At 44.3% G+C, this 22,423-nt stretch carries 20 protein-coding genes; all 20 read right to left on the bottom strand.

The window, feature by feature from the left end:
• Window positions 1-15: 15 nt before the first annotated feature.
• Entirely contained in the window at window positions 16-1,161 is a 1,146-nt protein-coding gene (gene lpxB, locus F551_RS0107660) for a lipid-A-disaccharide synthase (RefSeq protein ID WP_018996913.1), read from the bottom strand.
• A gap of 21 nt (window positions 1,162-1,182) precedes the next feature.
• A complete protein-coding gene (locus F551_RS0107655; RefSeq protein ID WP_018996912.1) occupies window positions 1,183-2,022 on the bottom strand; it encodes an LpxI family protein in 840 nt (279 codons plus the stop codon).
• 9 nt (window positions 2,023-2,031) lie between these two features.
• Complete coding sequence (gene lpxA, locus F551_RS0107650; RefSeq protein WP_018996911.1) at window positions 2,032-2,817, bottom strand: acyl-ACP--UDP-N-acetylglucosamine O-acyltransferase; 786 nt, start codon at window positions 2,815-2,817, stop codon at window positions 2,032-2,034.
• 52 nt (window positions 2,818-2,869) lie between these two features.
• Entirely contained in the window at window positions 2,870-3,874 is a 1,005-nt protein-coding gene (gene lpxD, locus F551_RS0107645) for a UDP-3-O-(3-hydroxymyristoyl)glucosamine N-acyltransferase (RefSeq protein ID WP_018996910.1), read from the bottom strand.
• A gap of 18 nt (window positions 3,875-3,892) precedes the next feature.
• A complete protein-coding gene (locus F551_RS0107640) occupies window positions 3,893-4,474 on the bottom strand; it encodes an OmpH family outer membrane protein (RefSeq protein ID WP_018996909.1) in 582 nt (193 codons plus the stop codon).
• A 12-nt stretch (window positions 4,475-4,486) separates the two neighbouring features.
• Window positions 4,487-7,174, bottom strand: coding sequence for an outer membrane protein assembly factor BamA (gene bamA, locus F551_RS0107635; RefSeq protein WP_018996908.1), 2,688 nt, complete (start codon window positions 7,172-7,174; stop codon window positions 4,487-4,489).
• A 51-nt stretch (window positions 7,175-7,225) separates the two neighbouring features.
• Window positions 7,226-8,422 carry a M50 family metallopeptidase gene (locus F551_RS0107630; protein WP_018996907.1) on the bottom strand — a complete coding sequence of 399 codons (1,197 nt, stop codon included), beginning with the start codon at window positions 8,420-8,422 and terminating at the stop codon, window positions 7,226-7,228.
• A gap of 51 nt (window positions 8,423-8,473) precedes the next feature.
• The gene (gene dxr / locus F551_RS0107625; RefSeq protein WP_018996906.1) at window positions 8,474-9,655 is read right to left on the bottom strand and encodes a 1-deoxy-D-xylulose-5-phosphate reductoisomerase; all 1,182 of its coding nucleotides are present in this window, start codon (window positions 9,653-9,655) and stop codon (window positions 8,474-8,476) included.
• Window position 9,656: 1 nt separating this feature from the next.
• Window positions 9,657-10,574: a phosphatidate cytidylyltransferase gene (locus F551_RS16465; RefSeq protein WP_018996905.1), complete on the bottom strand. Its 918-nt coding sequence runs from the start codon at window positions 10,572-10,574 to the stop codon at window positions 9,657-9,659.
• Window positions 10,510-11,202 (bottom strand): polyprenyl diphosphate synthase, encoded by a 693-nt coding sequence (uppS, locus tag F551_RS0107615; protein ID WP_051089153.1) that lies wholly within the window; start codon window positions 11,200-11,202, stop codon window positions 10,510-10,512. The genes F551_RS16465 and uppS overlap by 65 nt, the downstream gene beginning before the upstream one ends.
• 91 nt (window positions 11,203-11,293) lie before the next feature.
• The gene (gene frr, locus F551_RS0107610; protein ID WP_018996903.1) at window positions 11,294-11,848 is read right to left on the bottom strand and encodes a ribosome recycling factor; all 555 of its coding nucleotides are present in this window, start codon (window positions 11,846-11,848) and stop codon (window positions 11,294-11,296) included.
• Window positions 11,849-11,881: 33 nt separating this feature from the next.
• On the bottom strand, window positions 11,882-12,625 hold the full coding sequence (pyrH, locus tag F551_RS0107605) for a UMP kinase (RefSeq protein WP_018996902.1): 744 nt from the start codon (window positions 12,623-12,625) through the stop codon (window positions 11,882-11,884).
• A 100-nt stretch (window positions 12,626-12,725) separates the two neighbouring features.
• Window positions 12,726-13,655: a translation elongation factor Ts gene (gene tsf / locus F551_RS0107600; protein WP_018996901.1), complete on the bottom strand. Its 930-nt coding sequence runs from the start codon at window positions 13,653-13,655 to the stop codon at window positions 12,726-12,728.
• 54 nt (window positions 13,656-13,709) lie between these two features.
• A complete protein-coding gene (gene rpsB / locus F551_RS0107595) occupies window positions 13,710-14,546 on the bottom strand; it encodes a 30S ribosomal protein S2 (RefSeq protein WP_018996900.1) in 837 nt (278 codons plus the stop codon).
• A 137-nt stretch (window positions 14,547-14,683) separates the two neighbouring features.
• Window positions 14,684-18,121 (bottom strand): DNA polymerase III subunit alpha, encoded by a 3,438-nt coding sequence (gene dnaE / locus F551_RS0107590; RefSeq protein WP_018996899.1) that lies wholly within the window; start codon window positions 18,119-18,121, stop codon window positions 14,684-14,686.
• 91 nt (window positions 18,122-18,212) lie between these two features.
• Window positions 18,213-18,920, bottom strand: coding sequence for an ABC transporter ATP-binding protein (locus F551_RS0107585; protein WP_018996898.1), 708 nt, complete (start codon window positions 18,918-18,920; stop codon window positions 18,213-18,215).
• Complete coding sequence (locus tag F551_RS0107580; RefSeq protein ID WP_018996897.1) at window positions 18,917-20,257, bottom strand: lipoprotein-releasing ABC transporter permease subunit; 1,341 nt, start codon at window positions 20,255-20,257, stop codon at window positions 18,917-18,919. The genes F551_RS0107585 and F551_RS0107580 overlap by 4 nt, the downstream gene beginning before the upstream one ends.
• A gap of 5 nt (window positions 20,258-20,262) precedes the next feature.
• Window positions 20,263-21,588, bottom strand: a complete 1,326-nt coding sequence (proS, locus tag F551_RS0107575) for a proline--tRNA ligase (protein ID WP_018996896.1) — start codon at window positions 21,586-21,588, stop codon at window positions 20,263-20,265.
• Window positions 21,589-21,686: 98 nt separating this feature from the next.
• The gene (locus F551_RS0107570; protein WP_033404822.1) at window positions 21,687-21,953 is read right to left on the bottom strand and encodes a DUF1467 family protein; all 267 of its coding nucleotides are present in this window, start codon (window positions 21,951-21,953) and stop codon (window positions 21,687-21,689) included.
• A 30-nt stretch (window positions 21,954-21,983) separates the two neighbouring features.
• Entirely contained in the window at window positions 21,984-22,397 is a 414-nt protein-coding gene (gene mce / locus F551_RS0107565; protein WP_018996894.1) for a methylmalonyl-CoA epimerase, read from the bottom strand.
• Window positions 22,398-22,423: the final 26 nt, after the last annotated feature.

Genomic DNA, 22,423 nt, shown 5'->3' with positions numbered 1-22,423 from the left:
GAAACGGTCAGGCTTTTATTTTGATGCAAGTTCTACAATTTTACGAGCAGATATATTGGAAGCGCCTTCACCGCCTCTGCCCATTTGTTCCAACGCTTTATTTTGTTCTTCAATTTGTTGATGACGCGCCTCATCGCTATTCATCAATGAATTCAAGGCAGCCAATAATCTTTTGGTGGTAAAACGCGTTTGAATAAATTCTTTTGCTACTTCTTTTTCCGCAGCAACATTCAACAATGTTATGTACTTTGCTTTCATCAAAAAAAGTCGGGCAATTGCCCATGTCACCCACCCAACCTTGTAACCGATAACCAGTGGAACATTTTGAAGAGCTACTTCTGTTGTAACGGTACCTGAACAAGCTAATGCGACATCACAAGCAGCAAATGCGTCTAATTTCTCATCGTTGTTCGTTGTTAGAGCATGTGGAAATTGCCATGTTTTACTCAACTCACTAATTTGATCTTTGACACTATCAGCTGCAACACAAATGACTTTAACATCCGAATTCCTTTTGCACAGCTCATTAGCAGTCTCGATCAATATAGGAGCAACCGTTTTTATTTCCGAATTTCTGCTTCCTAATAATAAAAGAAGTAGCGTGTCTTTCTCTGCCAATTCATGGGATTTTCGAAAAGCAGCTCCATTGCCGAGTGAGTCTCTCTCTAGCGCAGGGTTTCCAATCACAGTTGTATCCAAACCGTGAGGTCTGTAGAAAGGTTCTTCAAAATCATGGATACAGAGTAAATGGTCTACATGTGCTGCCAGTGTTTTCGCTCTGCCTGCCCGTGTTGCCCAAACTTGAGGTCCGATTAGCTTAATACGCTTTCCAGCATAACCCAATTCTTTTGCCCGCTGAGCAACGCGCCACATAAATCCCCATGAATCGACCAAGACGATAGCATCCGGATTTTTCTGAACAATATCTCGAGCAGTGTCTTCAACCCGTGCTTTAACAGTTTTAAACGCCTTTATTCCCTCAAGCAGTCCAAAAACTGCTAATTCTTTTGTATCGAATAAACTGGTTATTCCGAGTGAGGCCATCTGAGACCCACCAACCCCAGAAAAAGAAGTATCTGGATGTGTTATTGATATCTTTTGAATAACTTCGGAGGCTAACACGTCACCTGATGGTTCTGCGGCGACAAAATAAAGGTGCATGACCTCAATCCACTTCTAAAACTAAGCTTCGAATCCGTAGATCCAGAGGTTGTTTGAATCAGCGTATTCAATGAGTTTTTCACGATCTATTAATAAAGCTGAGTTTGCTTCAAAGGCCACTCCTGCCAAATTCGCAGCTTTCAAGCCTCTAAGAGTTTGAAGTCCTATGGTCGGCAAATCAATACGTCGTTCTTGAACAGGTTTTGGGCGTTTCACCAGGACGCCACGAGGTTTATCTGCAGTACCACGAAGATTAGACGGGAGCAGCGCGCATCTCTCCAACATCAAGTCAGTGCCTTCTTGTGCTTCTACTGCTAGAACCAATCCATCACAAACAATCGCGCCCTGACCTATATCTAATTTGCCTATTTGAGCTGCTATATCTGCAGCCTTTTCAATATCTTTGATATCTTGTTGGTTGGGCGTAATTTTTCCTAAAGCACCAGCTTCAACTAATAAGTTGGACAAGACATCATCCGCGCCGACAACTTTAAGCCCAGCGCCTTCAATTGTTTGAACAAGTACCCGCAATAGCGCATCGTCGCCTTGAGAGGCAGCAGCGATAACTTTGGGTAGAATAAATAATCCTTTTGCATCCAATTTAAGGTTTTGAAAATCGGGACGCTTAACTATTCCCGCAAAGCACACTTCATCAACATCGGCTTCTTTCAATGCTTTAAGTTGCTTACCAACCTCTCCAACGGAAATAACTTTGTGATCAAATTGGTTGAGTAATTTGTCTTCCGCAAATCCGGCAATGCCCACGATGAAGACATCACGACCTTCTGCTTTCGCATGATTAGCTAATGATAGTGGGAGATCACCACTTCCAGCGATAAGACCGAGCTTGTTTGAGGGCATGAATAATACTTACTTCGGCAAACATAAGTGACGATTTGCTCCATCACGAATAAAGCTTACCATCTCCATGACTAATTCTTGATCTTCATACAATCTGGCAGCATCATCAATTCGCTCTTGGAACGTACCTTCTGACGCGAAAAACAAGCGATATGCAGTTCTTAAATCATTGATTTCAGTTCTGCCAAAACCTCGACGTTTTAATCCCACCAAGTTTAATCCAGCTAATCGACCGTGATTATCTACCATTCCGTATGGGATGACATCTCCTGTTACAGGAGCACCGCCACCGATAAAGGCATGCTTTCCGACTCTACAAAACTGATGAACCGCAGATAGACCACCCATTATGACATGATCGCCTACACTAACTTGTCCACCTAATGTTGCATTGTTTGCAAAAGTAACATTGTTGCCAACAATGCAATCGTGACCGATATGAGACCCAACCATAAAGTAGCCGTTGTTTCCTACTCGAGTTTCGCCATGCCCTGCAGTCGTCCCTAAATGCATGGTGACGTGTTCTCTAACCGTTACTTCATCACCAATAATGAGCAATGTATCTTCACCATTGTATTTGAAATCTTGTGGAGGGTGTCCAAGAGCCGCAAATGGATAAATATTTGCACGTTTCCCTATGCTGGTATTTCCAGCAATTACAACCTGACTATGTAATACACTGTCGTCTCCAATTTTGACTTTACTGCCAACCACACAGCCCGGGCCGATGGTAACATTCTCGCCAAGTTGAGCACCAGTTTCTACAAATGCATGAGAGTGAATATTCACTGCCATATCCGGGTATCCTTATGAAAACGGTCTTCGTTCCACGAAAGTGTACGAATATTTATTTGGTGTTTTTATTCTTAATTTGGTTAGAGAGCCAGACACTTTCTCTAAGCCATTTTTTTATTGGTTTAGCCGGATATCCTGCCCATGTTTCACCGTCTGGAATGTTCGACATAAGGCCTGAATTTCCACCGATTTTTACCTTCTTCCCGATAACCAAATGATCGGCAATACTACTTGCACCACCAATTTGTGTACCAGACCCGATACGTGTAGAACCTGCTACACCACTATGAGCAGCGATAACCGAATGAGCACCTATCTCAACATTGTGAGAAATGTGACACAGATTATCAATTTTAGACCGTTCAAGTATCGACGTGTCTGAGAAAACACCTCGATCAACACAAGTGTTTGCACCTATCGAAACATAATCTTGAAGTATAACGCGCCCATAATGAGGCGTGTCCATTGCACCGTCTGGGCCTATTGAAAGACCAAACCCTGCCTCACCTATAGTTGCGCCAGAATAGATCGTGACGTTATCGCCAATGAGGGCAGATCTAATGGTACAATTAGACCCTATAAAACAATTTTTCCCAATTTTCACACCTGGCCAAATAACAGTCCCAGGTGCAATCTTCGTATTATCACCAATACTTACATCATCGCCAATTGTAACATTTGGCGCAATCAGTGCACTTTGTGAGATTTTTGCTGAATCAGATACTACTGCCGAACTCGATGAAAAACTGCGCGGAACAGCTAACAGTAAAGCAGCCTTGCTAAAACTCCACCGAGGCGTTTTTGAAACCAGCACTGAGGTAGAGCTTGGAAAGGAATTTGCCAATTCCTCAGGTGCAATGCACACCGATGCACTGCATTCATTAAGGTCTATACCTTTGCCACTTTCTAAAAAAGTAAGATCACCAGATTGAGCATTTGCGAACGAATTTAATGAAACCGCATTTTCTGCTTCTTGAGCTATTGTTGCTCCTCCAGCTAACGCCAAATCATTCAGACTTGGCGTAGCTAGGATTTCATAGAAACGTTCATCTAACACTTTAGCCGTCCAGTGTATTTACTGTTTCGTAGGTGCAGGAAGAGATTGCTTCGTGACTGCGATAGTTGGCGTAGAAGCATCTAACTTTGAGATGATCAAATCAGTTTTTTCGACACCTTCACCAGTGTGAATAGTAGATGAGCGGTCGATCACGATATCAGCATTTGATTCAGCAATTGCATCTTTAAGTGCAGGCTCCAAGGCCTGGAAAAATTTGTTCCAAGCGTCTCTTTTCGTAAGTTCAAGTTCTGCAGCTCGTTTTTGCTGTGTTTTCTGCAGTTCTACACGACGTTTTTCAAAGTTTTGAATGCGCGTTACCAAAGCTTTGTCTTGAGCAATTGCGTTTTGGTTTAGAGGTGCAAGTGTTGTTTGAAGTGACTTTCCTTCTGCCTGCAATGAGTCCGCAGTAGGTTTCAATTCCTTGTTCATCTGTTCAGCTATGTTTTGCAGCTTTTTAGAAATATCTTTTCCAGCTTTTGATTGAGTCATGATCTTTGCTTGATCGATTACCATCACATTTGTCTGAGCTGCTGCCTGCAAGAATGCTGGAGAAACCAAGAACAACGCTGAAAACGCTACGAATAATTTTTTAATGGACATGTTCTGAATTTCCTAGAATTGGGTCCGAGTACTAAACCGGAAGTTTTCCGTCCGGTCATAATCTTCACTTGCAAGAATTTGTGAGAAATCAAATCTAATAGGACCAAATGGAGAGTCCCAGAAGACACTTACCCCTGCACTTGCACGCAGGCTGAATTGATCATCGATAGAGGCTTGGCTTCTTACAAAGCCGGTTGGGCCGAATGTTTGAACAAAATCTGTTGTAGATGTATCCAGATCTTGGTCGTCTAGATAACCAACACTACCAAAGTCTGTAAACAGCGCAGCCCCTATTCCCATTTCTTCGGGAACGAAAGGAATTGGGAGAGTTAGTTCTACGCTACCAATCGCAAATGCCTTCCCGCCGAGAGCATTCCCTTTTGCCTGAAGTTGAGCAGTTGATAAAGATCCGTCGTCATTTACAGACACACGTCCGTAAGCCGAAGTTGTTGCACCAGCTTCCGCAGCAACCAATTGTCCAGCATCATTCAGCACCGCGAGCCTAGTTAAAGCATTTCCGTTCACGTCGTTTGTAACCAAGGTGGGAATTGTTGCATTCCCATTTTGATCTTCGCGGAAAAAGATTTGGCTAAATGCCGCATCCGTAGGTGCGGCTGCGAAGTTTTGAACATCCAGCTCGGTAATAACCCTCGATTGGCGGGGACCTAAACCCGCTGTGTCAAATCCTCTAAATGAGTTTCCACCTTTGTAAAAACGGTTGTTGACGCGAATATTGTCGTCATTCCAACCCTCAATATATCCGGCTTTTACACCAGCGGTCAGTGTAAATCCTGGGGCTATGCCTTTGTACGTTGTCGCATTTAATTCTTGTTTGAAATAATTAACGTCTCCACCCAAACCAGCTATGTCCTGGTTCCAGCTAATTCTATAACCACCGGTTGGGTTTATTGGGTCATTTCTGTGGTCTCGAACCAAAGAATAACCTAGTGAAGATGTAATTTTCTCTCCTAATTGATCACATAGCCCAATAGTATTTGTAAGCAAACATTGGGCTCTACTCTCGATTTCAGACCTTGTGCCATCAGCATTTCGTTGCGCCAACACTAGGTCATCCTGACGGAGATTATATCTAAGACCGAGTTGTGTTCGGTTTCCCAACGGGAAGCCCACACGCAGCCCTGCTCCAATAACACTATTCGAATAGTTGGCAATTCTTAGATAGTCTGTCTTGTTCGCAAACAAGTCGACACCTGCTGCCATGTTCCGGCCCTGAAAACGAGGCTCAGTAAATCTAAATTCGTAATTTTCTTGGAATTGAGAAGACTGAATATTGGCCGTTACGGATTGTCCGCGACCTCTGAAGTTTCTTTGAGTTGCGGAAATTGACACTAAGAACGCGTCGGCAGATGAATAACCTACAGAAAACGCAAGCTCACCCGTTGGTTGTTCTTCAACAGCCACTTTTACAATTGTCTTATCAGGAGCAGAACCCGGCTCTTCTGTGATTTCAACGTCTTTAAAGAACCCTAATCCGCGAATACGATTTCTTGACTGATCAAGAAGGATTCTATTAAAAGCATCCCCTTCCGCAAGTAACAATTCGCGTCGCACAACGTGATCAAGAGTTTGAGTATTTCCAATAATATCTAAGCGTTCGACATAAACTCGAGGCCCTTCATCGACAACAAAAGTAACATTGACCTTTTGTGTTTCGGGATCTCGATCGATTTGTGGCTTGACGTCTACAGATGCATACCCAGCACTACCAGCAGCGAATGTAATAGCCTCTACAGCATTCTCAATCAAATCAGCCTCATAGAGGCGGCCTGTACGAGTGGGTACAATCGCCTTTAATCTCTGGGTCGAAAGCTTCTCTAATGTCGTTTCAACATCGATTTCGCCAAACTCATACAGTGGTCCCTCATCAATAGTGAAGGTCATGTAGAAATCTTTTTGATCAGGCGTCAGTTCAGCAACTGAAGAAGTTACCCGAAAATCTGCAAATCCCTGATTCGTATAGAATTGTCGCAGCAGTTCACGATCATATTCCATTCTGTCTGGGTCGAAGTTATCATTTGATTCAAACACCCGCCACCAACGTGATTGGCGTGTCACTAGTTCAGAACGTAGTTTGCTGTCCTTGAAAACTTCATTACCGATAAAGTTAATCGACTTCACACCGGTTTTAGGTCCCTCAGTGATCTCAAAAATTAGATCCACCCGATTTTGAGCCAATGGCTTGTAAGTTGGGTTTACTGATGCCGCAAACCTACCAGCGCGACGGTAGGCTTCCAGAATTTTCTGAACGTCTTGTTGAACCCGAGCCTGAGTAAATACTTCACGGGGTGCCGCTTCAGTTTCTTCCTCGAGTTTATCATCACGAATAGAGCTGTTACCCTCAAAAATCACTTGGTTGATGATGGGGTTTTCACTTACGCGTACGATCAGCTCAGAACCATTTTTTTCAAATAAAACATCTGCAAACAGTTGTGTTGCGAAGAGAGTTTTTAGAGACAAATCCAAACGTTCAGAATCAAATGAATCTCCCGGCTCTACCAACAGATAAGACAAAACAGTGCGTGTCTCGATTCTTTGGTTACCTTCAACAAGGATTCGTGAAATTGCGTCTTGGTTTGCTGTTTGAGCACGAGAGACATACGAGCCACTCATTTCAGCAACAGCGAAGTAAGCCGCAGCTGAGGTAGTTAATGCAAGTGCACCTGCAAACAAAGATCGCATACTCATATCCTCTACACGTTTCAAAGCGCTATGCCACGTCGGACAAAAGACTTATGACAACATACCGCCAAAAACATCAAGCAGCCCAAGCCGCTTTAAATCATTCCAAGTTACAGCGATAAAGAAAACTCCAACCACTGCAAGCCCCCCGCGCAGAAGATATTCCTGAAATCTCAGAGAAACTTCTGATCCCACTATTGTTTCGTACATTCCTAACAATGCTGAATAGCCATCAAGCATTGGAATCGGCAGTAAGTTGAAAAAGCCTATACTCACCGAAAACATCGCTATCAATTCAAGCATCTGCCAAAATGTGTTATCTAATCTATCCTTTAGACTAATATCTGTTCGCTTCATATTGCTGTCCACAACACGGTCAGCAATATCGCCCATTCCCAATGGACCTCTCATCTTCTCAAAGCTATCTTTGCCGAAAATAAGGCGCTTTAGCACTTTTATGGTTTTTCTGATCACATTTGCTGTTTGATCAGCTCCCAGCGAGATCGCTTCAGAAACAGAAACTTTATCTATAGACAAAAGTTGAGCACTCATATGAATCCCAATTCGTCCTATTTCATCTTCTATTCCAAGGCGTTCATTAACAAAAATCTCTCGCTTTGGAACAACCGTTATATCTAACTGTTCAACATCTCGTCTTATGAGAAGTTCTACTGGCTCATCTGCGCTGTAGGCAACAGCCTCGATCAGCTCGTTGGAACTGGATATGGTTTTACCATCAACCGCCACAATGACATCATCCACAAGCAAGCCAGCTTCATAAGCCGCACCGCCTTCTAGAACTTCTAGAACGGTTACATCGCCGTATACAGGTTTCCCCTGCGCGAAAATAAATGCGTACAAAACAATTGCCAATATGAAATTTGCGATAGGCCCAGCTAAGGAGACTATAACACGCTGCCATGCCGCCAATTCTTTGTATGGCCGACCAATAGGTAGAACTGAGCCTGAATTGGACTTATCGAGCTCGGCTGCTTCACCAACAAATTTTACGAAACCGCCTAATGGCAACCAATTTACTCGCCACCTCGTCCCATTTTTATCAGATTTTTCAAAGATCGACTTACCAAAACCAAACGCAAATGATTCGACAGCCGCACCAAACGACCTACCAGCCCAATAGTGTCCTAGCTCATGTATTGTGACTACAACACCGATCATTACTATGAATGGAACCACAGATGATACTATAGAAAATATTTGTGCAAGTTGGCCTAAAATGAGATCCATACCGAATGCTGATCCTTAGAAATCTACTTTTGTGCTGAGAACATGCAGGGCTTATGCCTGAATCTGTTCTTCAGCGATCCTTCTTGCTTGCTTGTCTAATTCAAACACGTCGTCAAAGTTAACGGGATCAGTCATTATTCCAAACTCGTTTGAAGCAAATCTATTGAGTACTTTCTCTGTTGTACTCGTAATATCAATAAAGCCAATCCTCTTTTTCAAAAATGCTTCAACTGCTATTTCATTTACTGCATTAAATACATTGGGCCCCCAACTTCCCATTTCCAATGCTTGTCTGGCGATTTCCAGTGCTTTGAACTTTTTAAGGTCAGGTCTCTCAAAGGAAAGATTGCCTATTTTTCCTAAATCCAGTCTTTCCACACCGGGAACTGGCATTCTTGTTGGCCATGATAACGCGTAAGATATAGGCGTACACATATCAGGCATGCCTAACTGCGCCAAGACGGAGCCGTCATCATATGAAACTAAGCTATGAATAATCGATTGTGGGTGAATAAGAACATCTATCTTCTCTTGTGGCATTTCAAATAGATAATGAGCTTCAATTAATTCCAATGATTTATTCATCATCGACGCACTATCAACGGAAATCTTAGCACCCATTGACCAGTTTGGATGAGCCACAGCTTGTTCAGGCGTGGCCAATTTCATTTCTTCCAATGACGTAGTTCGAAAAGGTCCGCCTGATGCGGTTAAAATGAGTTTTTCAACACGTTTTTCATTGTCTAATACTTGGAAAATAGCATTGTGCTCAGAATCCACTGGAAGTATTTTGGAATTAAACTTGCGTGCTGCTTCTAAAAATAATTTTCCTGCACAAACAATGCTCTCTTTATTTGCCAACGCAATATTGGCCCCCTGCTTAACTCCCTCTAAAGTCGGTCTCAAAGCAGCTGCTCCGGTGATAGCAGAAACCAAAGTATCGCATTCGCGAGCTGCTGCATCATTAAGCCCAGCTTCGCCTGCTCCTACTTCTGTATCTGAACCATGCAGTAATTCCTTCAACCGTGAATATTTAGCATCATCAGCAATCGCAACAAATTCCGCTTTTGTTTCAATCGCAGCCAAAGCTAAGGCTTCTACATTTTTTTGAGCCGTTAACGAAACAACTTTGAAATCAGGCATTTCATCACAACGTTGCTTCAACAGCGACAACGTGGAATTGCCAATGGATCCCGTAGCCCCAAGCAATGAAACTCTTTTTGTTTGAGCCAAGTTATTCTCCCAGGAGCTTTTGAATTAAACTCGGAAAAAACAAACTGAAGAAAGCTGCAACTGTAATCGCTGCCATCAGTCCATCCAGTCTATCTAATAAACCCCCATGCCCGGGAATTACGTTCGACATATCTTTTATGCCGAATTTTCGTTTAAACATGGACTCTAATAGATCTCCTTGTTGTGCTGCGATTGAAAGGAAGACTGACCAAACCAACCACAACCACAATGGAGACTGAGTTAAATTAGCCACTGCTGCACCCGCTAGACCGGCATATATCACCCCACCTATAGCACCGGTCCATGTTTTGTTCGGACTATTTTTAGGCGCAAGCAGTGGGCCACCATACGCCTTACCAGCAAGATACCCAGCAGTATCAGTTCCCCACACTATAGCAAAAATTGCAAACATCATGAGTTGAGAGTTTTCTGAAGATTCTCGGAGAAATACAAAAGCTCCAAAAGGTAAACTTGTGTAGACTGCACCAAATGCCAAACTTAAGGGATGAATTTTGAAACCTTGGCCCAGCACCCACATTAAACCAGCAGCAAATACCGAAATTGCTAGTACCATCTGAATTCCGGATGACCCGGCATAGATGGCAGTCAATGCGCTAATTGACATGATTGCGCTTAATAGAAGTCTTTTCCACTGAACCTGCTCACGGGAAACCATGAAAGACCATTCAAATGAAGCGATAATTGCACAAATGCCAGTTACAATGAGGAATGCTACGCCTCCCTGCACAACGGACCAGATACATAACGGTGCCAGCAAAATGGCTGCGACGACGCGTTTGAAGAAATTTCCAAAGATTGGTTTTCGGATTTTGTCGGTCTCAGAGGAAGAATTGTCAGGCTGTTTGGTTTGCTGACTCGTTGATTCCGCCAAATCGTCTGTTACGGTTTTTGAAGTCATCTATAGCTTGCTCCAAGTCAGCTCGACCAAAATCTGGCCATAGTACATCCAAAAACAACAACTCTGAGTACGCGATACTCCAAAGTAAGAAATTACTTATTCTCAATTCACCGCTTGTTCGGATCAATAAATCGACGTCCGGTAAATCTTGTGTCCACATTCTACTTTGCAAGGTCGCTTCTGTAATAGAATCTGCCTTTAAGCAACCCTTAGCAACATCTTCAGCAATAGCCCTGGTTGCTTCAACAATCTCAGCTCGAGCTCCATAATTGAAAGCTATATTAACATTAAATTCTGAGTTGTTCTTGGTCTTTTCTTCGCATTCATAAACTAATTTCAACACGTCGGAAGGCAAACCTTCACGCGAACCAATTATTCGAATCCGAACCCCTTCTTTATGAAGGCGAGCAAGATCTTTTTTCACAAACAATTTTAGAAGGCCAAATAGAGCATCAATCTCAGTTTGTGGCCTCCTCCAATTTTCTGTCGAAAAAGAGAAGATTGTCAAATGCTCAACATCAAGCTTCTTACACGCATCAACGGTCCTCCTAACAGCCTCAACACCCTCTTTGTGACCGGCAACACGGGGAAGCCCCCGAGATTGCGCCCACCGGCCATTGCCATCCATTATAATGGCAATGTGTTTGGGACTATGCCCTTCATCACCGACCTTCGAATGATCAGCAATAGGAGTTGTGGAAGCGATTAGAGACAACAGACTATACCTGCATAATCTCTTCTTCTTTTGATTTTACACTAGCATCGACGGACGAGATAATTTTATCTGTCAATTTTTGAACTTCATCTTCCATTGACTTTTGCTCATCCTTAGAGATTTCGCTGTCTTTTTCCATTTTCTTAATGGCGTCCATACCATCGCGGCGAACATTTCTAATGGCAACGCGAGCAGACTCTGCATATTTTCCAGCAAGCTTTGCGAGCTCTGCACGGCGTTCTTCATTCAAAGGGGGAATAGGAATCCGAAGGTTTTGACCATCCATAACAGGGTTTAAGCCAAGTCCAGCATCTCGGATTGCTTTATCTGCAGCATTCACAACAGACGCATCCCATACATTCACAGCCAACATACGAGGCTCTGGGACTGAAATCGATGCGACTTGTGCCAATGGTGTTGGAGCACCATAGGCTTCAACAATTACAGTATCTAATAGGTTCACTGAAGCGCGGCCTGTTCGAAGTCCTGCAAACTCTGATTTAAGCGAAGTAACGGCACCTTCCATTCGGCGCTCCAAATCTTTCATATCTACAGACATAATATTTTCCTTTTTGGCCAGAGGTAGGTGTAACTAGTTCTCGATGACTGTGCAAACACCGTTACCAGCTAGAACCTCTGCAAGTGATCCTTTGTTGTGAATTGAAAACACAACTATCGGAATGTGATTCTCTTTCATCAAGCTTACAGCAGTCGCATCCATAACGCGAAGGTCTTTATTCAAAACATCCATATAAGCAAGGTTATCATAGCGTGTTGCATCTGGGTTTGTTTTAGGATCCGCTGTGTAAACACCATCCACCTGGGTACCTTTAAGCATAGCATCACACCCCATTTCAGCGGCACGCAGGGCTGCCCCAGTATCTGTGGTGAAATAAGGGTTACCTGTACCAGCAGCAAAAATTACAACTCGTCCCTTTTCCATATGACGAATTGCACGACGGCGGATAAATGGTTCACATATTTTAGGCATTTCAACAGCACTTTGAACGCGTGCTGGTATCCCAATTTCTTCAAGCGCACCCTGCATCGCAAGTGCATTCATCACCGTCGCGAGCATTCCCATTGAGTCTGCCTGAGCGCGTTCCATACCTTGGCCAACACCTTTAAGACCACGAAAAATATTTCCGCCACCAATTACAAGACATACTTCAGTGCCTGCATCGATAGCTTCTTTGATTTCCTTGGCGATAGGAAAACAAGCATCCATATCTATACCGAATTTATCTACACCCGGTTCGCTCTTACCCGCTAAAACTTCACCAGAAATCTTGAGGAGTACACGTTTGTACTTTGGAGATTGTGTTTGAGATGTCATAGCGTTTTACCTGCCCTTAGCAATTTATACCCGTCCATAAAAAAGCGGGGGTAGACACTTATCGCCTACCCCCGCTTCAATTCAAGGTCGAATTAGAACTTTATTGTCCAGTTGCAGCAGCAACTTCAGCAGCAAAGTCTTCTTCTTTTTTCTCAATACCTTCACCAAGGCGAAGCATTGCAAAGCCTTTCAGAGACACTGGCGCACCAGCTTCTTTAGCGGCGTTTTCGATAAACTTACCAACAGTTACATCTGGGTCCATTACAAAAGCTTGCTCAACAAGAACAACCTCTTGGTAGAATTTCCGGATGCGACCTTCGATCATTTTTTCGATAACGTTCTCAGGCTTACCAGATTCACGTGCTTGCTCAGTCAGAACTTGACGCTCACGCTCAACTGCTTCTGGGTCTAGCTCATCTTTAGTCGCTGCTAGTGGGTTTGTCGCAGCAATGTGCATCGCTACTTTACGACCAACTTCAACCAGAGCTGCGGAATCGCCTTCTGATTCAAGACCAACGACAACACCGATTTTACCAAGACCATCAACTGTTGCTGAGTGGATATAAGATGCAACTGCACCCTTATCTACTGAGATACCAGCTGAACGACGAAGGTTCATGTTCTCACCGATTGTAGCAACCATACGCTTTAGTTGATCAGTGATAGAGCCTTCACCACCGTCTACAGCAGGTGCAGCGGCAAGAGCGTCTACATCGCCTTTTACAGCAATAGCAGCTTTGGCAATTCCAGTCACAGCTTCTTGGAAAGTCTCGTTACGAGCAACGAAGTCTGTCTCGGCGTTAACCTCAACAACAGCACCAGTAGTGCCGTCCACTGCAACACCAACTAGACCATCGGCTGCGACGCGGCCCTCTTTTTTGGCAGCTTTGGAAAGACCTTTAGCACGAAGCCAATCGATCGCTGCATCTACGTCACCATCGTTTTCAGATAGTGCTTTTTTACAGTCCATCATTCCTGCGCCAGTTTTCTCGCGCAGGTCTTTTACGAGTGCAGCTGTAATTGCGGCCATTTTCAGTTACCTCTCTAAGGATAAATGAGTGGTGATTTTCTTTAAAGCTTTAACTTAAGCACCTTCAGTAGGCGCTTCTGTTTCTTTTACTTCTTCTGTTGGTGCTTCTTCAGCAGGTGCTGCAGCTTCAACTTCTTCAGCAGCCAATGCTACTTCAGAAATATCTTCAGCTTCACCAAGATCTACACCAAGTTCCATAGAAGATTCTGCAAGTCCATCAAGAACTGCATCAGCAATCAAGTTAGTGTAAAGTTGGATAGCGCGTGTCGCGTCATCGTTTCCTGGAATTGGGAAATCAACTTCATCAGGATCACAGTTTGTATCAACAACAGCGATTACCGGAATACCAAGCTTTTTAGCTTCTTTAACTGCGATAGATTCTTTGTTTGTGTCGATCACGAACATGATTGATGGAAGCCCACCCATATTGCGAATACCACCAAGAGTACGCTGAAGTTTTTCCTGCTCACGCGTCAGCTTCAACAATTCTTTCTTAGTAAGACCAGTTCCGTCACCTTGTGACAATAGGTCATCAAGCTCACGAAGACGTTTGATTGAGTTTGAAACTGTTGACCAGTTAGTCAAAGTTCCACCTAACCAACGATCGTTCATGAAGTATTGAGCTGAACGTTCAGCTGCTTCAGCTACTGATTCAGATGCTTGACGCTTAGTTCCTACGAAAAGAACACGTCCACCTTTAGCAACAGTGTCACGAACCTGTACCAATGCTTGGTGCAAAAGAGGAACAGTTTGTGAAAGGTCTAGAATGTGAATGCCAGAACGAACACCAAAAATGTAGCGATCCATTTTAGGATTCCAGCGGTGTTTTTGGTGACCAAAATGTACACCAGCTTCTAGCAACTGGCGCATAGTAAACTCAGGAAGAGCCATATCAATTTTCCTATCCGGTTAGCCGCCGCAGGCTGGCCGAACTATTCAGCACCGGAAAATAACCTGCGTGTCGGGATTAAGCGCGCTTATACTCATTTTTTTGAAACTGGCAACCCACCAATTCAAATCATTCTTAATTAGGCAGCGATCGGTGTCACTCTCTCTACACCAACAACAGATTTCAGCGCAGACATTGCCGCGTAATCCATCGGATAATGCCCATCCAACTCCAGCGTAATCAGGCGTTGATCTTCTAGTGGAATTTCAATTTGTATAGTACCGATTGTCTGGCATGAAACTTCACGTAACTTCATCGCAACTTCCGCCAATTGTTCCATGCTGGCAATGTCTCCTACCCTAACGCACAATCTTGCAGGAGCCCCTAAAGCAGCTTTATCTAAAGGACGCGCACCATCAACGGAGAATCGCAACTCATCGTCTTTACGACGAACTTTTACGTGCACGTTCACGCGATTGCCAACTTCAAAATAATCGCGTGTTTCAGCGAGCACTTCAGGAGCAACAAACAGTTCAAATTCTCCTGAAGGATCAGAAAGTGTTAGATAAGCAAACTTCCCTCCGCCACTCATTGACGGTTTCTCCATCCGAATTTTTACCACCCCAATCATTTCTAGGGCGGCACGTTCTCTACCCAACTCCATCATTTGAGAAGATAAAACGATTCGTTCACGCGCAGGCCCTTCTAAAATGTCATCCAATGGATGGCCCGAAAGATAGAAGCCAACGCTGGAAAGCTCATTTTCGAGAATTTTTTCCGAACTCCAAGGCGCTGCTTTAGGTAGTTTCGGCCTCATTGGTGGCTCATCCCCAAACAAGCTGTTTTGATTCGAGTTCCGTTCCTTGTTCGCAGTATTGGACATTGCGGCCAATAGTTCTGATGATTCAAATGCTCTCGAGCGGTTTTTCTCAAGCTGATCAAATCCACCGCATTTTGAAAGCGCCTGATAAACTCGCCTATTTATCTGTCTTGGATCTACTCGCTCTGCAAAATCAAACAGGTTTTCAAAAGGCTTTTCATTTCTTGCTCTTTCTACGTCGAGCATAGCCTCTTTACCGACCCCTTTGACTGCGCCAAGGGCATAGTAAATTTTCTGATCTCTTACATCAAAATCTGCATTACAAGCCATTATATCCGGCGTGACGACCGGAATTTTTAATCGTTTGGTTTCTTGGAAGAACGCAGCAAGTTTTTCCGTATTTGTCAGATCCAAACTCATTGACCCAGCAAGGAATTCAACAGGATGCTTAGCTTTTAAGTATGCTGTTTGATATGCAATCACGGCATAGGCAGCGGCGTGCGATTTGTTGAAACCATATCCGGCAAACTCATTCACGAGTTCAAAAATAAACTCTGCGCGTTCCTTGGTGACACCCTTTTCTGCCGCTCCCTCTAGGAAACGCACCTTCTGCTTGAGCATTTCCTCCGGTTTTTTCTTACCCATGGCACGACGAAGAAGATCGGCCTCACCAAGTGAGTATCCGGCAAGGATTTGTGCAATACGCATCACCTGCTCCTGATACACGATAACCCCGTAAGTTTCCTCCAGAACAGGTTTTAAATCATCATGAAGGTAATCAATCTCTTCTCGCCCTTCCTTACGAGCAACATAGGTATCGATGTTTTTCATCGGCCCTGGACGATAAAGTGAAATAAGCGCGATAATATCTTCAATACAGTCCGGCTTCACCTTCCGAAGCGTATCTCTCATCCCAGTCGATTCTAGCTGGAACACACCAAGTGTTTCACCTGATGAAAGCAACTTATAAGCTTCTTCATCATCAAAAGTGTGCCATTTTTCGGTTAGTGCTTTACCTTCGCTTTCAACAAATTTAAGCGCACGTTGGATAACTGTAAGAGTTTTTAGGCCCAAGAAGTCGAACTTCACCAAACCATTATGCTCAGCCCACTTCATATTGAATTGGGTGGCAGGAATGTCTGATTTGGGGTCTTTATAAAGTGGTGCGAGCTCGACCAAAGGACGGTCACCAATCACTACACCCGCTGCGTGCGTACCTGCGTTTCTATATAAGCCTTCCAGCTCAAGTGCTGTTTCCACAAGATTACGGACATCTTCATTGTCCCGCATTTCCTGTTTGAACTTCGGTTCACCATCAATGGCTTCTTGCAAGGTTGGCGGATTGGCTGGGTTAAATGGAATCAGTTTGGAAAGTTTATCCACCTGACCAAACGGCAATTGGTGAACGCGGCCAACATCTCGGATAACCGCCTTTGCCTGCAATGTACCGTATGTGATAATCATGGCCACACGGTCTTCACCATATTTACGCTTGGTGTATTCGATCACTTCCTGACGACGATCCTGACAGAAGTCGACATCAAAGTCGGGCATGGACACACGTTCAGGATTCAAGAAACGCTCAAACAGCAATCCAAAACGCAATGGATCAAGGTCTGTAATAGTAAGCACCCAAGCCACCAATGATCCGGCACCAGAACCACGCCCCGGTCCCACCGGGATATCATGCTCTTTTGCCCATTTAATGAAGTCCGAAACGATCAGGAAGTAACCCGGAAACCCCATATGGCGGATAATGCCAAGCTCGAAATCAAGGCGCTCCCAGTATTCAGACTCTTCAGCGTATAGCTTTCCCGTGGACAGGCGCATTTTGAGACCTTCGCGCGCCTGACGATCCAGCTCCTCACCTTCGTCACCATCATCTCCTGTAAAATTGGGGAGGATTGGTTTTCGCCACGCGGGACGATAGGCACACCGGCGCGCAATCTCACACGTATTTTCGATTGCTTCTGGAAGGTCTGAAAAGAGGTCCATCATCTCTTCTTCAGTCTTCATATATTGTTCAGGCGAAGCCTTAGGTCGATCGTCAACCGAAACATACGTAGAGCCAGCGATACAAAGCAACGCATCATGGGCTTTGTGTTGTGCACGTTTGATAAACCGAGCTTCATTAGTCGCAACGAGAGGTAAATCTAGCTCATACGCTAAATCAACGAGTGCTTCTTCACCTTTATCCTCGGTCTCACGTCCATGACGTTGCAATTCCACATAAAGACGATCCGGGAAAGCCTCACTCAGTTTGTTCAAATAATTTCGCGCACCATCTATATCGCCGCGTGCACATAAGTGAGTAACCTCACCATTTCCACCACCTGTGGTGCAAATCAATCCTTCTGTGTGGGCTAGTACATCATCCAGGTAAACACCAGTACCTCCAGAAGGAGACTCCAAAAACCCTTTTGTTGTCAGCACCATCATGTTTTTATACCCAATCTCATTCTGGGCAAACAGTGCTAGTTCAGTTGGTGCTGTATCTGGGTTTTTAGGGTCATAAATATGAAGCGTGATGGCGACAACAGGCTGCACCCCCATTGGTGCAATCGTCTCTGACAATTCCAGCGCACCGAACATATTATTGTCGTCTGTAATTGCAACAGCCGGAAAACCATTTTCCGCTGTCCATTTGCACAAGCTCTTGATCGTAATCATTGACCCTAGAAGGGATAACGCAGAACGAACTCGTAAATGTACAAAGCGCGGTTTCGATAGAGTTTGTATCTCTGTTGATTCAGCCATTGAGAAAACAACTCCTAAATTAAACCAGAAACTATCTTAAAGTAGATTGCCTATTTATGATCTAAACTGATGTGCTCGCGAACCAATTGAGCTACAGGTCAGCCTTCGCCAATTGACCATCTTTTAAAGTTAACACCCTATCCATATAACTTGTTAGTTCAAGATTATGGGTAGCGACTAAAACCGCGACTTGTTCAGTACGCGCTGTATCAAAAAGGCTTTGAAAAACAGCCGTTGTCGTAGTTGGGTCAAGGTTCCCTGTTGGCTCATCAGCTATAAGCACTCGAGGGTGATTTGCCAGCGACCTAGCAATAGCTACTCTTTGTTGTTCACCACCCGATAATTGCCCAGGTTGATGAGTCGCTCGATCGGACAATCCCATCGCGTTGAGTAATTTTTGCGCTCTAGCACGCGCTGCGGACCGTTTTACGCCATCAATCATCAATGGCGCTGCTATATTATCGATTGCGTTTAGTTCAGGTAGCAAATGGTGAAACTGATAGACAAATCCAAGCTTCTTACGACGCGTTAAAGTGCGCTCTCTTTCGCTCATTGTAGCCGCGTCTACACCGTCCACTTCAACGAGCCCTTCATCTGGTGATTCAAGGAGACCAGCCGTGTGTAAGAGTGTAGATTTTCCTGATCCGGAAGGTCCAACCAGACCAACCATTTCACCGGGACGAAGTTCTAGATTTGCTCCTCTCAGCACCTCTAGCGAACCTTCACCTGTCACATAGGTGCGGCGCACATTGTTGAGCCGCATGATCGGCTTACGTTGAGAAATTGGAGTCGTACTCATTGGTTTCTCAATGCCTCCACAGGATCAAGCTTAGACGCCCACATAGATGGGATCAAAGTCGTAAGAACCGTCATTAGGAAAGCCCATCCAGTTACAATCGCAACTTCCGACCATTGGAGTTTTGCCGGAATTGCATTGAGTTGGTAAACAGATTTAGGGAAAATTTCACAACCACACACAAATTCAACACCGTGCTGAATTGGAGCGATGTTAAGTACAAACATAACTCCCAGAAACAAGCCAACTCCAACACCTACAGCACCAAGGATTGATCCACTCATCAGGAATATCCGAACAACGCCACCGCGCGTGGCACCAATTGTTCGTAATATCGCAATATCGCGTGCTTTGTTTTTTACAAGCATCAAAACACCAGTAATGATGTTTAGAGCGGTGATCATAACTACAATCATCATAATTAAACGCATGACGTTGCGTTCAACCACCAACGCACCAACAAGCTGTGCATTCAATGACTTCCAATCACGTGCATAGCGATTTGTAATCCCTTTTTCGCGCAGCTCTATCAAAAGATCTTCCGCATTGTCAGGGTCTTCAACTCTGACACCAAGGTATTGATAACTATCACCTTTGGAGAAAAACAATCTAGCGTGATCCATCGGCATTATCACAGTATATCGATCATACTTTTCATTACCGACGTTATATATAGCTGTTACAGTATAAACTTTAGAACGGGGCACTTGCCCCATCACGGTACGTGGCCCGTTGGGTGATAACAATTTCAAGCGTGATCCAACCACCAGCCCCATCGAACGAGCAAGACCTTCACCTATGACAATGGTATCTGATCGCGAGCCTTCCATGCCAAATTGACTTAAGTCACCTTCCTGAAGGTGAGACACGATAAGCTCAATATCTTGAAGATCGTGAGGGTGTAGTCCCTTAACAGAAACACCCTCTTTTCGGCCACCGGAATCGGCGAGCACCATTTCTTCGATAACGGGAGCCACGTTGACCACGCCATCCAGTTGACGGATACGTCGACCTAGTTCATCCGCTTCAGCTGTGGGCATTTCCACTGCGTTTACATACACATGCGGTTCAAACCCTACGACTTTTGACAATAGCTCCAACCGGAAGCCATTCATAATGGACATGATAGTGATCAATGCGAATACCGCGAGGGTCACTCCCACTGTCGAAACAATGGAAATTAGGGCCAGACCACCATGTTCACGTTTGGCCCGTATATAACGAAACGCAAGCATTCTCTCGAATGGACCAAAAGGTTGTGTGCCTTTGGCATGCTCATCAAGACCATCCACACGTGCAGCGTTAGGAGATACACGATCCGTTACGACACCATTTGTCATTAATCTTACGCACCTGCTGACAGTTTATTCAGAGCGGCGTCAACAGACATTTCTTCTGTCTCACCTGTCATTCTGTCTTTCACTTCAACTACGCCATTTTTAAGGCCGCGCGGTCCAATCACGATTGCTTTGGGAATACCAATAAGTTCCAAAGTTGACAGTTTAGCACCAGGGCGTTCATTTCTGTCGTCATACATTGGCTCAAGTCCCGCAGCTTCAAGTTTTGCGTAAACATCCTCACATGCTGCATCACAGGCTTCGTCGCCTTGACGAAGATTGACCACTGCTGATCTAAAAGGCGCGACCTCATCGGGCCATATCACACCTTTTTCGTCATGACATGCCTCGATGATTCCGCCCAGCAGACGAGAAACACCAACACCGTAAGAACCCATGTGAACAGGCACCTCCTTACCTTCTGGTGTCATCACTTTGGCCTTCATAGGCTCAGAATACTTGGTCCCGAAGTTGAAAATATGCCCAACTTCTATACCGCGCGCAGAAAGGCGACGCTCCTCTGGCACTTCAGCTTCAAACTTAGACTGATCGTGCATTTCTTCAGTTGCAGCGTAGTATCTTGTTCTCTTCTCAAATTCAGGAAGCAAATCACTATCGAAGTCCAGACCGAGGCCGGGTGCTGGCATGTTTACAAGCTCAGAGTCACAATAAACTTCGCTCTCACCTGTTTCTGCTAGAATAATAAATTCGTGAGACAAATCCCCACCAATTGGTCCTGTATCCGCGCGCATTGGTACAGCTTTCAAACCCATACGTTCAAACGTATTTAGATAGGCACAGAACATTTTATAATAGCTCTTACGCGCTTCTTCTTCATTCACATCAAATGAGTACGCGTCCTTCATCAAGAACTCACGACCCCGCATCACCCCAAAACGAGGCCGAATTTCATCACGGAATTTCCATTGGATATGGTATAGATTCAGAGGGAGCTGTTTATATGATTTAACATATGATCGAAAAATATCAGTCACAACTTCTTCATTTGTTGGACCAAACAACATTTCACGATCGTGACGGTCGTTGATACGCAACATCTCTTTACCGTACGCGTCGTACCGCCCGCTCTCTTTCCAGAGGTCGGCTGGCTGAATTGTAGGCATTAATAATTCGATTGCACCGGCACGGTTTTGTTCTTCACGAACGATATTCTCTATTTTTTTAAGAACACGAAGCCCCAAAGGTAACCAAGAATAAATCCCTGAACCTGTTTGCTTAATCATACCAGCACGCAACATTAATTGGTGCGAGATAATTTTAGCCTCTGCAGGTGTCTCTTTTAAAACTGGGAGAAAAAACTTGGACAACCGCATAACAGGTCGACTCCTTTAAGGTAAATATTTCCTTTTGGATAAACGGCCTTGAATTTTGGTGCAACTGCTAAAAGCGTCAAAAAGAGACGATTACCTCTTTAACGGTTGGTATAGTCGATCAAATCAATGAATTGAGCAAACAATCCTGACACCATCCCCAACCAAAACAGAAACGTGAACAAAGCACCACCTGCTATAGCCCATAGTGCTTTCTTTGGTAACTGATGATCAATCGGCGCAGATGCCTCTGAGCCTGGCACAACATGCCCATCTTCTTCTTGAGTTACCGTTCCTCTGGATACAAGAGGAAAAAACACCAGCCACGATGAGATAAACCAAACGATTCCAATCTCCACAAAGCCCATAGTTTGTTCCTCTCTATTTCCCATTCTGACCTAGTGGTCAGCAGGTTCCATTAGTTCGATCAATACACCATTTGAGTTTTTAGGGTGAATGAAGATCATAGGAGTGCCGTGCGCACCTATACGTGGCTCCCCGATAATGCTAGCCCCCTCTGCCTTTGCATCTTCAATAGCTTGATCAACACTATCAACCTCAAAACAAATATGGTGCTGACCACCTTTAGGATTGTTTTTTAGAAAATTCAAAATTGGAGATTTCTCACCTAATGGCTCTATAAGTTCAATCTGAGAGTTAGGTAGGTTTACAAAAGCCACACGCACACCCTGGGCTTCCATTTCAAACGGTTCTACAAACTCAGTCGCTCCATACAATGAACGATAGTTTTCCATTGCTTCTTCAAGGTTAGGAACAGCTACTCCCACATGATTTAGTGGACCTATTTTCATAATTTTCTCCCGCTTTGTTTTATTTT

Source organism: Hirschia maritima DSM 19733 (assembly GCF_000378345.1).
GTDB lineage: Bacteria > Pseudomonadota > Alphaproteobacteria > Caulobacterales > Hyphomonadaceae > Hirschia > Hirschia maritima.
This window is presented reverse-complemented; position numbering and strand designations above follow the sequence as displayed.